The sequence below is a fragment of the Thioclava sp. 'Guangxiensis' genome (assembly GCF_045348365.1).
Taxonomy (GTDB): Bacteria; Pseudomonadota; Alphaproteobacteria; order Rhodobacterales; family Rhodobacteraceae; genus Thioclava; species Thioclava kandeliae.
The window spans coordinates 146,081-158,874 of sequence record NZ_CP155823.1 but is presented as its reverse complement, the minus strand read 5'-3'; the positions used below and the strand labels follow the sequence as shown (position 1 = coordinate 158,874).

The following is a 12,794-nucleotide window of genomic DNA, read 5'->3' as shown; positions in this document are numbered from 1 at the left end:
ACCGTTTTTAGCATCTACCCTATCACTATTGAAGCGCCATATGCGTGTCAGCCAAAAAGGAGATCCTGATCATGACACGTATTAACCACCCGCTGAGCCCTGTAGATCGCATCACCATGGGCGCGATGCGGGCCTATCTGAAACTTCAGCCGGAGATGGTTCTGACGCCCGCCGGCCGTGAGGCCTATGACGCCTTTATCGGCGCAGTACCCACGGCCGACGGGGTGATGTTCGAGGAGGCGCAAATCGCCGGTGTCAATGGGTGGTGGTGCCGCCCTGCCGACCGGCAGCCGGGCGTTGCCATCCTCTACATTCACGGCGGGGCTTTCACGCTCGGCTCCGCTCGGAGCTACCGCCATTTCGCCAGCCACCTGGCCCGTGCGGCGGGTGCCGTGACCTTTGTGCCGGACTACGCGCTGGCGCCCGAGCATCCATACCCCGCAGCGTTGACCGATATTCGCTCGGTTCTGCGCGGGCTGCGAGCCACGGGTGTCGGACGGGTTGGAGTGGTCGGGGACTCGGCTGGCGGCGGCTTGGCGCTTGCCATCGTACAGATGACTGATCCCGGGGTGGAAGCCAGCCTTCCCGTTATCGACACCGTCGTTGCCCTGTCCCCTTGGACGGATCTGAGCCTTGCAGCGCCCGGTATCGCCGAACGGACGGCCGCCGATCCCCTCCTGTCGCGGGCGCAGCTGAAGACGGCGGCCAGTCTTTATGCGGGCCATATGCAGGATCTGCGTACGCCGGATCTGTCGCCGTGCTTCGGGCTGAAGGGCAAGATGCCGCCCACGATGATCCATGTTGGCACGGACGAGATCCTGCTTGACGACGCATTGGCCTATGAAGGCGTGGCGGAGGTTCACGTATGGAGTGGTATGACCCACGTGTTCCCCGCCAGTCTGCAATCTCTGGAGGCCGCGCCCAAGGCCATTGCGCTCTCGGGGGCCTTCCTGAGAGCACAGCTGGGGCGTGGGGCATGAAGATCCTGGTTCTTGGCGGCACCGGCGGCACCGGCCGAGCCATTGTCCGCGAAGCTCATACGAATGGCCACGAGGTGGTCGTCCTTGCTCGGTCTTCGAAAAAGGCGGCACCGCTCCGCGATACGGCGACCATCGTTCCAGGGGACGCGCTTGATCCCGTGACGGTCACCATAGCACTATCAGGATGCGACGGGGTAATCAGCGCACTCGGGCCTACCAGGCTAAGCCCATTGAAGGAGGTGACCTTGCTCTCCGGATCCACGCGTGTACTGGTCGAGGCAATGCAGGCGCAGGGCGTTCGGCGGCTGGTGGCCATCACCGGAATGGGCGCCGGTGACAGCCGCGGCCATGGCGGGTTCCTGTACGACCGGCTATTCCAGCCGCTGCTGCTTGGTCCGATCTACAAGGATAAGGACCGACAGGAGGCACTCATCCGCGCCAGCGGTCTGGACTGGACAATCCTGCGTCCCTCGGTGCTTACAGATGGCCCTGCAACCCGGACGGTCCGGGCGCTAACCGATCTGCATAGCTTCCACGGCGGGAAAGTTTCGCGGGCAGATGTCGCCCGTTTCGCCGTCATCGAATTGGAACGCATGGATTGGAAAGGAAAAGCGCCGATCATTTCGCAGTAGACGCCGTAACTGCCCATCGCAGGTGTTTTGCGCCGGTGCTCATGTGGCGAAATCAGGTGCCGACCTCGACTGACCGCAATGACTTATCGCTGCCGTTCGCCCAAGGTGCAGCGAAGGTCCGGAATCCGCCGATGCTGTTGAAAAAGTCTTTGTTGCGCTGCGGCAAGTCTTTCGATTCACTCGACTATGAGGGGATTGGAGGATTTCGGCATGATGGGCAGGCGAGAAGCACCGGCGCAGCTGTTTTACGATTTCGATCTGGAGCGGCATGTCCCCGCCCATCACATGCTGCGCGAGATTGACCTGTTCCTGAATGGCGGCTCCCTGCGCGAGGCACTGCGTCCCTTCTACAGCCACCTTGGCCGGCCTTCGATCGACCCCGAACTGATTATCCGGATGCTGGTGATCGGATATGTCATGGGGATCCGTTCGGAGCGCCGGCTCTGTGACGAGGTTCATCTGAACTTGGCCTACCGCTGGTTCTGTCGGTTGGGTCTGGAAGGCAATGTCCCCGACCACTCGACTTTCTCCCGCTATCGCCATGGCAAGTTCAGGGAAAGCGGTCTGCTGCGTCAGGTCTTCGAGACAACCGTTGAACGCTGCCTGAAAGAAAATCTGGTGTCGGGCGAAGGTTTCGCGGTCGATGCGAGCCTGATCTCGGCAGATGCCAACAAGATCCGCTCCATCGCGGCGGAAGACTGGAGCCCCGAGGCCGCGCGGGACGCTGGCAACAGGGCGGCACGGGAATATCTGGAGACACTGGATGACGCCGCTTCGGGGCCGCATCGCCTGTCCAGCCCAAGTTCGTGGCCAAGTCCGATCCGGCAGCACAATGGACCCGCGCCGAGGAAAGTCGCCCCTATTTTGCCTATGCCACCAACTACCTGATCGACACCAAGAGTTCGGTGATCATGGATGTTGAAGCGACAAGAGCCATCCGCCAAGTCGAAGTTGGAGCTGCGCGCACGATGCTGGACAGGACCGAAAAACGCTTTGGCATCAAGCCGGACTGGCTGGCCGCCGATACGGCCTATGGCAATGCCGAGAACCTGGGCTGGCTGGTCGAGAAGCGCAGCATCATTCCCTTCATCCCGGTGATCGACAAGTCGGAACGGACCGACGGAACGTTCTCCCGCTCAGACTTCCAGTGGGACGAGACGAATGATCAGTATATCTGCCCCGAAGGCCATGCCCTCAAACAGTTCAGACGCAACTATTCCGATCCGAACCGAGGCCAGGATAGTGGTGGGCGAAAGAAATACCGCTGCTTGAAGGCAACCTGCCAAGCCTGTCCATCCAAGGAGATCTGCTGCCCGAAAGCCGATGCCCGGTATGTCACGCGTGAGCCCCATGAAGAGGCGCGCGAGTTCGCCAGAGAGTGCCGCAAGACCAAGGCCTACAAAGTGTCGCGCGACAAACGGAAGAAGGTCGAGATGCTCTTCGCGCACCTCAAGCGTATTCTTGGCCTAACACGGTTGCGGCTCCGTGGTCCAAACGGCGCCAAGGACGAATTTCTGCTCGCTGCCATCGCACAGAATCTCCGAAAACTCGCGAAGCTCCGCCCGCGAAGCGTCCGACAGGAGGCCGCAGCATGAGCTGAGCGGCCATATTACCGCTTTGAGGCGGAGCGACGGGCGATCGCCCGAACGCAATAGCCTTGCCCGGCGGCGGCGAGCCTCAAAATCGGCGATTTCGGCCGACTTTTTCAACAACATCCGCCCAATCTTAGTCGTATGCTGCGCTGCATTGATTATCTTACGACCTCTGCCCAGAAGGAGGACTTCCGGGCATGAGTGTCCTCCAGCGCCTTTAGATAGGCGGCGTGTGATGGGTGGGGGCCGTAGTCGCTGAGACGGGTGTCGGCCTCGGCGCAGCTTTGGAGGTGGCGGGCGGCGTGGCCGTAGCGGCCCTTGCGCTGATGGGTCAGCGCGAAATCGATCAGGGCGCGCCAGAGGAGCGCCGCCTGAAGCGGGTGGTTTGGAGCCAGTTCCTCTGCCAGCGGCGTCAGGATCTCGTAGACATTTCCATTCAGTTCAGCGTAGCGGGCGTCGATCAGCTGGCGGGCCAGCTGTAGATCCTGCGTGGTATGGCAAAACCACAGCGCCTTGGTCATCGAAGGATAGGCCAGCACGATTGCGCGGGCAGTATCCTCCGCATCGATATCCTCGAAATCCGGCAGCAGTTTCAGATGATGGCGCAGCGCATCGGGACAGAGCCGCGCTTCGAACCGTGCCCAAAGCGCATCGCGCAGCTCCGCCTTGCGCCCGAGCGCCGAGAGGCAGGCGAAATGCGCATCATCGAGCTCGCGCGGGTCGTGCCAGTCGGACCGCCGGTCAGGTTTCTGCGCGGCGAGGGCAGTGCGGATCAGCGCGAGGGCCTCCTCGGCGCGGCCTGCATCCAAGAGACGGGTCGCGGCATCGGGGGCAATGGTGTAGTAGGCCAACTGTTCGGGCGTGTATTTGGCCATCCAGCCATCGACATCGCCCTGCTGATCGGCCACGTCCTGCAGGATGCGTTCCAGCGTGCTGCTACGATACTGACGGGCGCGGCTTTCGCGTTCGGACGGGCGGCCATAATCATAGCGGGCAAGGTCGCTGGCGGCGATCGGCGCATCAAAGGCGGCAGTGGCTTTGTCCTTCAGCGCGGCCAGCCCCTCTGGGCCAAGTGCGGGCGCGAGGACCTCGATCGCGCGATCAAAAGCGCCGTAACCATCTGCAAGCGTGGCCTCAAGGATCTGCTCGGCCAGCGTGTCGGGGGTGAGCTTCAGACGCGAGGCGATCTCACCAATCGCCGCCATCGCCGCGCGCATCGTGTCGCCGATGGTCCCCCAGCTGTCATCGGTGCGCTCATGGATGCCTTCGGCCAGATGAAGTTGCGTCCAGAGCAGGTCAAAAGCCAAGCCAGGCGCTGTGGGCGCGATGCGGGTCTCGATCAGCTGAATGGCCTCGGTCAACTCCTGCGCCAGCTTTTTCTGCGAGGGGCGGTTCAGAAAGCCTTTCGCCCGCCGGATCGCGGCAAAGCGCTTGCGGATATCGGCGGCAACCGTCTCGGGCCCCTCATCGGCCGCTAAGGCCATCCGCACCCTGCGCTGCCGCGCGGCATCCCCCTTCACTGCCTCAAGAAGCAGATCGGCCAGCACCTCTGCCCCGAGCGCGGTCAGATTGGCTTTATTGAGGGGCTTGCTGGCCATGAAATACGCCCTTGGGTCTAAGAGATCGGCCTAGCCGACAGCGAAGGGAAATCAACATATAGAAAAGGCGCCCAGTGGGCGCCCTATATGTAGATCTCGGGAAAAACTTAGCCTGCTTCGGGAAAAACTCAGGTTAGTTTTACACCCTCAATGCGTCCAGTTCCCGCGGCGATCCGAGGAGAAATTGTCGCCATAGCCACGGGCGCGGACGTTGGCGGCGCGTTTGTGGGGCTCGGTCACGGTGTAATCCAGCCCCTTCTCCTTGGCATAAGCCTCGGCTTCCTCACGGGTGCCAAAGCGGAGGCGGACCTGCGATTGCGTGTCCGAAGAGCTCGTCCAGCCCATCAGCGGATCGATATCGCGCGCGCCCTCATGGGTGAAATCCAGATACCACTGCTTGGTTTTGGCCACACCCGATTGCATCGCCGTCTTAGCGGGTTGGTAGATACGTGCGCGCATGAACGTCCTCCGATTAGCTCTGTCTCGTCTTAGACCATCACCACGAAATCGCAAGAGATTCCGGTCAGAAATTGCGACATTCCGTCACAGCGCCGCTCAGCGGAAATCACTGCTGCGGATGCCATGTTTTGCCAGTTTATCGTAAAATGTCTTACGGGGAAGTTGCAAACGCGCCATGGCGGCGGTGGCATTGCCACTTTCCGCGCGCAAGGCATTGCGTAGCAACGCCGCCTCGTAGCGCGTCACCATATCCGAAAGCGAGGCCTGTGGCGCGGTCCGGGCATCGGGACGACCATCGAGCCCCAGACTGAAGGTTTCGGCGAATTGTTCCAGCTCGCGCAGGTTTCCGGGCCAGTCATGGGCATCGAGATGGGCCTGATCGACCTCGGTCAGGGGCGGCACCACCCCGCCCCGCCGCGCGGCTGCCCGCGCCACGAAATGCCTGAAGAGCGGGCCGATATCCTCGCGCCGCGCGCGCAAAGGCGGCAGGGTTAGGCTCAGGCCACCCAAGCGGTAATAGAGATCGTCGCGGAACCGCCCCGCCGCCACCTCGGCTCCCAGATCGATGCGGGTGCCCGCGATCACCCAGAGATCGACGGGACGCGGCGAGGTCGCCCCCACCGGCCAGAGCTGCCCCGTCTCAATGACCTCCAGCACCCGCGCCTGCATCTCGGGGCTCAGCGCCTCGATCCCGCCCAGATAGAGAAGCCCGCGCGAGGCGCTCTCGATGCGGCCCGTGGCACGGATATGCGATCCCGATCCGCCGACAGAGCCGAAGAATTCGGCATCGAACCGCTCGGGCGAGAGGGCCGCACAATTCACCGCCACAAAGGGCCGCGTGCGGCGCGCGCTGGCGGCATGGATATGGCGCGCCAGCCGTTCCTTGCCGACACCCGCCTCCCCCAGAAACAGCGCGTTCATCCCCGATGCCGCGATATGCTGGGCAGTCTCGCGCAGATGGCGCATCGCGGGACTGTCACCGATCAGACCGGGGGCAAGACCACTTTCATCGCGCGCCGCCCGCAGCTCGCGGTTCTCCAGCACCAGTCGGCGCGCCGCCAGCGCACGGTGCAATGTCGCCTCGAGTGTCGCGCGGCTCACCGGTTTGGTCAGGAAATCATAGACCCCGTCGCGCAGCGCCCCCACGGCCATCTCCACATCGCCATGGCCGGTGATCAGGATCACCGGCAGCTCGGGGTCGATCCCGCGCATCCGGCGCGCCAGCGTGATCCCGTCCATGTTGGGCATGCGTACATCCGACAGGATCACACCAGGCCAGTCGGCCGTGATTCCCTCGATGCCCGCAAGAGGGTCATCGAAGGCCTCCACATCGAAGCCCGCCATGCGCAGACCTTGTGCCTGTGCCGCCAGAAGGGCTGTATCATCCTCGATCAAGCGGATGGAACCGTGGCTCATAGGGCCTCCCATAGATTGAGATCGATCCGCCAGCGCGCGCCTGTCTGGCCCGCGCGCGGATCATAGGTCAACTCGCCCCCGAAATCGCGCAGGATGGACTGGCAGATCACCAGTCCCAGCCCCAACCCTTTGGGTTTGGTGGTCTGGAATGGCGTGAAGGGCGCACGGGCCACATCAGGGTCCAACCCCGGTCCGTTATCGGCGATATAGAGCGAGATCGATCGGCCATGTGGCACAAGCTCGAGCCAGATCCGTCCATCGGACTGGCCCGAAAGTGCCTCCTGCGCGTTCTGCAACAGGTTCACCAAAACCTGCTCGAGCCGCACCGCCTCGGCGTCGATCATCAGTGTTTCGGGGATCGGCGGCGCATGGATTTCGGCCGCCTCGGAGGCGCGACGGCTGGCCGCGAGGCGCAGCGAGGCCTGCCACGCCTGCGCCAGCGAGACCGGTTCGCGGTTTCCGCGCGCCTTGCGCGCAAAGCCCCGCAGATCCGAGGTGATCGTGCCGATCCGCTGCGACATCTCCACGATCTGGCCCAGATTGCTGCGCAAAAGATCATGGTCCGCGCCTTCGAGGACCGCGTCCTGCCCGTATTCGGCGAGAAGGCGGATCGTCGAGAGCGGCTGATTGATCTCGTGGGCCACGCCCGCCGAGATCTGCCCCAGCGACGCCAGCTTATTGGCCTGCACCAGCGCCGATTGCATGCCCGCCAGCTGCGCCTCGGCTTCCTCGCGCTCCCTGATCTGGCGGGTCAGCGCCAGTGTCCGCGCCTCGACATCACGCTCGAGCCGGTCGCGATAGAGCGCGGCCTCGACCTGACGGCGCCGGAGCGAGCGCCATGCCAGCCAGAGCGTGACCATCCCCAGTGCCGCAGCGCCGGTGACCGCCGCCGCCACACTGCGAACGGGCCAGATCGGCAGATGCAGCCAGAGCACCCAGTCCGAGCCCGGCACCGGCTCGGAGACCGTCACCGGCTGCGGCTCGGGCGAGGGCTGGAAGCGCAACGCGGGATCGGAGGTGACCGTCACGATCCCCTGACGGTTGCTGACCCATGCGGCATTCTCGCTACTGCGCCAGCCCGTCTCGAGCGTCTCGAAGGTCAGTTTGACCACCACCACCCCCAGCGGCCCTTCCGGCCCGTCGATGCGCCGCGACAGATAGAGCCCCGGCTGGTGCGAGACCGACCCCAGCGCATATTCGCGCCCCTCTCCCGTCTCCAGCGCCTCGCGGATATAGCTGCGATAGCCGTAGGACGTGCCCACGAAGGATTCCTCCTCGCGCCAGTTCGAGGCAGCAATCGCGCGGCCCTTGGCATCGGTCACATAGAGAACGGAGGCCCTGATATCGGCATTCAGCGCCTCGAGCCGCTGCGACAGGGCCTGCCAGTCGCCCGCATCGGCCCTCTCCTGCGTGGTGATGATCTCGGGATCGCTTGCCAGCACCGCCCCCACCGATTGCTGGCGCGCCAGCTCCGAGGCGATCGCCAGAACGCGCATATGGGCATCAACCTGCGCATCCGCCCTCAGCCGCCTCGACAGTTCGTAATCGCAGACCAGATAGACCAGCACGAGCCCGAGCACCACCGCCAGTGCCGGCAGCAACGCGCGACGCGAGGATTTGGGACGGGAAGCGGTCTGGGTCATGGGACGAGTCTGATCCGGAGGGGCTTGGGTTCAAGCTGTTTCACTTTCCGCATTATCGTAAATCAACCTGTGTGGAAAGCGAAACATATTTTCCCCGAGACTTTTACAAATATGACGGAAATATAGACAGTTAGCGAATTTTCAGCGAAATCGAGACTTCAATTTCGATCTAACTATGCTCATCCGCAGATCTCAAAGCATGTGGAGGAGCAGATGCAGTTCGAGACCGGCGGCACGACCGCCCATCGGCATATCCCGTTCTATCGTCACCTATATTTCCAGGTTCTCGTTGCCATCATCCTTGGCGCGGCACTTGGCCATTTCTACCCCAGCATCGGTGAAGCGATGAAACCGCTGGGCGATGCCTTCATCAAATTGGTGAAGATGATCATCGCTCCGGTCATCTTCCTGACCATCGTGACGGGTCTTGCGGGCATGGGCTCGCTCAAACATGTGGGGTCGGTTGCGGCCAAGGCCTTCGGCTACTTCCTGTTCTTCTCGACGCTCGCCCTGATCGTCGGGATGGTCGTGGCCAATGTCGTCCATCCGGGCTCTGGCATGAACATCGACCCCGCCTCGCTTGATGCCTCGAAAGTATCGAGCTACGCGGAAAAAGCGCATGAGACCTCGCTTCAGGGCTTCCTCATGGGTATCATCCCGACCACGCTGGTCTCGGCCTTTGTCGATGGCAACATCCTGCAGGTCCTGCTGGTTGCGATCCTCTTCGGCGTCGCCTGCATCATGGTCGGTGAACCCGCCCAGCCCGTCGTGAAATTCTGCGAGAAACTCTCGCTGGTGATCTTCCGTCTGGTGGCGGTCCTGATGAAAGCCGCGCCCATCGGTGCCTTCGGGGCCTTCGCCTTCACTATCGGGAAATACGGTATCGGCTCGATCGCGAACCTCGCGATGCTGGTCGGCACCTTCTACCTGACGGCGGCGATTTTCATCTTCGGCGTGCTCGGCATTGTCGGCAAGCTCTGCGGCTTCTCGATCTTCAAGCTGGTCGCCTATCTGAAGGCCGAACTGCTGCTGGTTCTGGGCACCTCGTCCTCGGAATCCGCGCTGCCCGCGCTGATGGAGAAGATGGAACGCGCAGGCTGTGCCCGCCCCGTGGTGGGTCTCGTGGTCCCGACCGGCTATTCCTTCAACCTCGACGGCACCAATATCTACATGACGCTGGCCGCGCTCTTCATCGCCCAATCGATGAATATCGACATCAGCCTCGGTGACCAGATCCTGCTTCTGCTCGTGGCGATGCTCTCGTCCAAAGGCGCTGCAGGTGTGACGGGTGCAGGTTTCATCACGCTGGCCGCAACCCTCTCGGTGGTGCCCACCGTGCCGGTCGCCGGGATGGCCCTGATCCTCGGTGTCGACCGGTTCATGTCGGAATGCCGCTCGCTGACCAACTTCATCGGTAACGCGGTCGCTACGATCGTCGTCAGCCGCTGGGAAGGCAAGCTCGACAAGGAACAGCTCAACCGCGCCCTGAATGGCGAGCTGCCCCCGATCCAGCACTCCACCGTCCATACGAGCGACGTGGCAGAGCCCCACCAGGCCTGATCCCCTTCCTCCCCAAGTCCGGTCCTCCCTCCGGCAAAGCACGAAAAACCGGAGCACCCCTGGTGCTCCGGTTTTTTCTTGTCCAGTCCGATTGGATTGCTTCCGGTGCGAGACTTACACGATCCGCGTCTCGATCCGGCCAAGACCGTCGATCTCGACGGCAACCAGATCGCCTTTCTCGAGGCGTCCGACACCCGCCGGTGTGCCGGTGAAGACCAGATCGCCCGCCGCCAGAGTGACCGAGGCGGAAAGCGCCGAGATCACTTCGGGGATCGTCCATATCATCTGCGCCAGATCGCCGGACTGGCGCTCCTCACCATTCACGAAGCTGCGGATCGCACCGGCGGCAAGCACATCGGCGCGGTCCTGCACAAGATGGCGATGCACCGGGCCCACGACCGCTCCGCCATCGAAGCCCTTGGACAGATCCCACGGGCGTTTCAGCGATTTGGCAAGCGCCTGCATGTCGCGCCGCGTCAGATCATTGCCCACGGCATAACCGAAGATAGTGCGCGATGCGGCCTCCAGATCCAGATCGCGCCCGCCCGAGCCAAGGCAGACCACCAGCTCGCCCTCGTAATGTAGGTCTTCGGTCTGCGGCGGGAAGGGCAGATCCTGCCCGCCCTCGGTGATGCTATCGGCCGGTTTCGAGAAGAAGAATGGCGGCTCGCGATCGGGATCATGTCCCATCTCGCGGGCATGCTCGGCATAGTTACGCCCGACGCAATAGATCCGCCGGATCGGGAAGCGCGCGGTTTCACCCTCGACCGGCAACGAGGGCACGGGCGGCGGCGTGAAGACATACTCGCTCATTTCGCGAAAAGCCCGTCGAAATCGGCAAAGCCCTTGATCTCGATCGGGTTACCCGACGGGTCGAAGAAGAACATGGTGCGTTGCTCGCCCGGTTGACCCTCGAAACGGATGACCGGCGGAATGTCGAAGGCGATGCCTTTCGACTGCAGACGGTCGGCCAGAGCCTTCCAGTCATCCAGCGCCAGAACCGCACCCATATGCGGCATCATCACCATATGATCGCCGACTTTACCGGTGCGGGTGGTCTCGAAGGGTTTGCCCAGATGGAAGGACAGCTGATGACCGAAGAAGTCGAAATCGACCCAGGTATCGGTCGAACGGCCTTCCTCGCAGCCCAGAACATCGCCGTAGAAATGGCGCGTCTCGTTGAGGTCGGTAACGTGGATGGCAAGGTGGAACAGGGATTTCATAAAGGCTCTCCAATTGCGTATTGGCCTTTTGGGTAGAGAAACCGTAGAGAAAGAAAAAGCTGGAAATTCTTTGTCTGAGAGATAGAAAAACCGATGGATATCCGGTTTCTTGAAAGCCTGATCGCGGTCAGCGAGTTGGGATCGATCGTGGCCACGGCGCGCGCTCAGGGGCTGACCCCTGCGGCCGTGAGCCAGCGGATTCAGGTGCTCGAACGCGATCTGGGCCTGCGCCTGCTGGACCGGCAGGCCAATGCGGCGCTCCCTACCCCTGCCTGCCGCGACCTGCTACCCGCCATGCGCCAGCTGGTAACGCAGGCGCGCGCCCTCGAGCAGGCGGCCAGGCCCTCCGAGGCGGCTGGCCCGCTGAAGCTGGGCGCGATCTCGACGGTGCTGACAGCCCTTCTGCCCGATATTCTGGAACATATGCCCAAGCGCGCGCCAAAGGTGGAGTTGCGCATCACACCGGGCAGCTCGGCCCAGCTTTACGAGGCGCTTCTGGCGGGCGACTTGGATGCGGCGCTGCTGGTCGAGCCGCCCTTCGATCTGCCCGATAGCCTCGAGGCGCAGGTGCTACGGCGCGAGCCGCTCTGCCTGTTGGCACCGCCCGCCTGTCGGGAAAAGGCCCTTGCGCGGATCTTCGAGGACCTGCCACTGCTGGCCTATGACCCGCAGTCCTGGGGCGGGGCCATCGCGCAGCGCTATCTGCGGGATCACGGGCTGAGGCCGGTGGTCTTGTGCGAACTGGACGCATTGGAGGCGATATCGGCCCTTGTCGCGCGGGGAGCAGGGGCCGCGCTGGTGCCGGACTGGCCGGAACTGCAAGGCGCCTCCCCCCTGCCCGACGGGGCGCAATATGGCAGGACCGTCTCGCTGGTCACACCGCGCACCTCGCCGCGCGCCGCCAACCTGCAGGCGCTGCGCGATGTGATCGAGGGATGCCGTCGCGCGGGCTGCACCTTCCTGTCGGGCGCGCCGCGCTAGGCGCGGAGTTACATCCCCGTATACCAGCGCAGGAACCGCTCACGGACTCGATGGGCATGCTCGGCCATCGCCGCGCGCGCCCGATCCGCATCGCGGTCCGAAATCGCCTCGAGCACCGTGAGATGCTCCTTCGCCTGATCCGAGAAATTACGCTCCATCCGCGCCACGTTACACATACGCACGCGGTCGCGATTCTCGCGGATCATCTTGGCCAGCAACGGCATGCCGCTCGCATTGGCCACGAAATTATGGAAGCGGTCATCATAGGCCCAGAAGGTCTCGAGCTCGGTCTGTGGCGTGGACATGATCTCGCGGGTCTCGTCGATCAGCGCGGACAGCTCGGCCGTGTCGGCGCGCAATGCCGTCTGTGCCGCCGCTTCACTTTCCAGCTGGCGGCGGATGACCATGATCTGCAACAGCTCGTCAAGCGGCACCTCGCGGATGACCAGTGTCCCGTTCGAGAGCCGTTCGGCAAGCCCCTCACCGATCAGCCGCGTGATCGCCGTGCGGAAGGGCGTGCGGGAGAACTCCAGTTGGGCTGCCAGCTTTCTTTCGGTAAACACCGCGCCGGGCTGCAACTCGCCCGTGAGGATCAGGCTGCGGACATATTGATAGGCCTGTTCCGATAGGCTGCTGGCTTTTTCCAGCTCCAGATTTTCGCCATCGCCCATATTTTCAGCAATCCCTATGACAAAATTTCTTATCTGTCC

11 protein-coding genes and 1 pseudogene are annotated in these 12,794 nt (G+C 63.0%); 5 read left to right on the top strand and 7 right to left on the bottom strand.

Annotation, left to right across the window (positions count from 1 at the left end; all coding sequences use genetic code 11):
- Window positions 1–71: 71 nt before the first annotated feature.
- From ABEB22_RS14245 to ABEB22_RS14235, 3 genes and pseudogenes are all read left to right on the top strand, one after another.
- On the top strand, window positions 72–980 hold the full coding sequence (locus tag ABEB22_RS14245) for an alpha/beta hydrolase fold domain-containing protein (protein ID WP_349295646.1): 909 nt from the start codon (window positions 72–74) through the stop codon (window positions 978–980).
- Window positions 977–1,612 carry an SDR family oxidoreductase gene (locus ABEB22_RS14240; protein ID WP_349295645.1) on the top strand — a complete coding sequence of 212 codons (636 nt, stop codon included), beginning with the start codon at window positions 977–979 and terminating at the stop codon, window positions 1,610–1,612. The genes ABEB22_RS14245 and ABEB22_RS14240 overlap by 4 nt, the downstream gene beginning before the upstream one ends.
- Before the next feature lie 210 nt (window positions 1,613–1,822).
- Window positions 1,823–3,207, top strand: a pseudogene (locus tag ABEB22_RS14235) (IS1182 family transposase).
- A 155-nt stretch (window positions 3,208–3,362) separates the two neighbouring features.
- Here ABEB22_RS14235 and ABEB22_RS14230 read toward each other — a convergent pair.
- The 4 genes from ABEB22_RS14230 to ABEB22_RS14215 all read right to left on the bottom strand — a co-directional run bounded on the left by ABEB22_RS14230 (window position 3,363) and on the right by ABEB22_RS14215 (window position 8,320).
- Entirely contained in the window at window positions 3,363–4,802 is a 1,440-nt protein-coding gene (locus ABEB22_RS14230) for a DUF6880 family protein (RefSeq protein WP_349295644.1), read from the bottom strand.
- 147 nt (window positions 4,803–4,949) lie between these two features.
- Entirely contained in the window at window positions 4,950–5,261 is a 312-nt protein-coding gene (locus tag ABEB22_RS14225) for an ETC complex I subunit (RefSeq protein WP_349295643.1), read from the bottom strand.
- Window positions 5,262–5,357: 96 nt separating this feature from the next.
- Complete coding sequence (locus ABEB22_RS14220; protein ID WP_339114960.1) at window positions 5,358–6,677, bottom strand: sigma-54 dependent transcriptional regulator; 1,320 nt, start codon at window positions 6,675–6,677, stop codon at window positions 5,358–5,360.
- A complete protein-coding gene (locus ABEB22_RS14215; protein ID WP_349295642.1) occupies window positions 6,674–8,320 on the bottom strand; it encodes an ATP-binding protein in 1,647 nt (548 codons plus the stop codon). The genes ABEB22_RS14220 and ABEB22_RS14215 overlap by 4 nt, the downstream gene beginning before the upstream one ends.
- Window positions 8,321–8,533: 213 nt before the next feature.
- Between ABEB22_RS14215 and ABEB22_RS14210 the strand changes: the two genes are divergently transcribed.
- Window positions 8,534–9,880: a dicarboxylate/amino acid:cation symporter gene (locus tag ABEB22_RS14210; protein WP_349295641.1), complete on the top strand. Its 1,347-nt coding sequence runs from the start codon at window positions 8,534–8,536 to the stop codon at window positions 9,878–9,880.
- Window positions 9,881–9,994: 114 nt separating this feature from the next.
- Here the strand turns inward: ABEB22_RS14210 and ABEB22_RS14205 are convergent, their stop codons facing one another.
- Together ABEB22_RS14205 and ABEB22_RS14200 are read right to left on the bottom strand one after the other, a co-directional pair.
- Complete coding sequence (locus ABEB22_RS14205) at window positions 9,995–10,693, bottom strand: fumarylacetoacetate hydrolase family protein (protein ID WP_349295640.1); 699 nt, start codon at window positions 10,691–10,693, stop codon at window positions 9,995–9,997.
- Window positions 10,690–11,103 (bottom strand): VOC family protein, encoded by a 414-nt coding sequence (locus ABEB22_RS14200; RefSeq protein WP_339114956.1) that lies wholly within the window; start codon window positions 11,101–11,103, stop codon window positions 10,690–10,692. Before ABEB22_RS14200 ends, ABEB22_RS14205 begins: the two co-directional genes overlap by 4 nt.
- Before the next feature lie 93 nt (window positions 11,104–11,196).
- Between ABEB22_RS14200 and ABEB22_RS14195 the strand changes: the two genes are divergently transcribed.
- Window positions 11,197–12,084 carry a LysR family transcriptional regulator gene (locus ABEB22_RS14195; RefSeq protein WP_349295639.1) on the top strand — a complete coding sequence of 296 codons (888 nt, stop codon included), beginning with the start codon at window positions 11,197–11,199 and terminating at the stop codon, window positions 12,082–12,084.
- An 8-nt stretch (window positions 12,085–12,092) separates the two neighbouring features.
- Here the strand turns inward: ABEB22_RS14195 and ABEB22_RS14190 are convergent, their stop codons facing one another.
- Window positions 12,093–12,755, bottom strand: a complete 663-nt coding sequence (locus ABEB22_RS14190) for a GntR family transcriptional regulator (RefSeq protein WP_349295638.1) — start codon at window positions 12,753–12,755, stop codon at window positions 12,093–12,095.
- Window positions 12,756–12,794: the final 39 nt, after the last annotated feature.

Coding starts and splice junctions, on each gene's coding strand:
- ABEB22_RS14215 (WP_349295642.1), bottom strand. CDS start 8,320: ATGACCCAGACCGCTTCCCGTCCCAAATCCTCGCGTCGCGCGTTGCTG.
- ABEB22_RS14225 (WP_349295643.1), bottom strand. CDS start 5,261: ATGCGCGCACGTATCTACCAACCCGCTAAGACGGCGATGCAATCGGGT.
- ABEB22_RS14245 (WP_349295646.1), top strand. CDS start 72: ATGACACGTATTAACCACCCGCTGAGCCCTGTAGATCGCATCACCATG.
- ABEB22_RS14200 (WP_339114956.1), bottom strand. CDS start 11,103: ATGAAATCCCTGTTCCACCTTGCCATCCACGTTACCGACCTCAACGAG.
- ABEB22_RS14190 (WP_349295638.1), bottom strand. CDS start 12,755: ATGGGCGATGGCGAAAATCTGGAGCTGGAAAAAGCCAGCAGCCTATCG.
- ABEB22_RS14205 (WP_349295640.1), bottom strand. CDS start 10,693: ATGAGCGAGTATGTCTTCACGCCGCCGCCCGTGCCCTCGTTGCCGGTC.
- ABEB22_RS14220 (WP_339114960.1), bottom strand. CDS start 6,677: ATGAGCCACGGTTCCATCCGCTTGATCGAGGATGATACAGCCCTTCTG.
- ABEB22_RS14240 (WP_349295645.1), top strand. CDS start 977: ATGAAGATCCTGGTTCTTGGCGGCACCGGCGGCACCGGCCGAGCCATT.
- ABEB22_RS14210 (WP_349295641.1), top strand. CDS start 8,534: ATGCAGTTCGAGACCGGCGGCACGACCGCCCATCGGCATATCCCGTTC.
- ABEB22_RS14230 (WP_349295644.1), bottom strand. CDS start 4,802: ATGGCCAGCAAGCCCCTCAATAAAGCCAATCTGACCGCGCTCGGGGCA.
- ABEB22_RS14195 (WP_349295639.1), top strand. CDS start 11,197: ATGGATATCCGGTTTCTTGAAAGCCTGATCGCGGTCAGCGAGTTGGGA.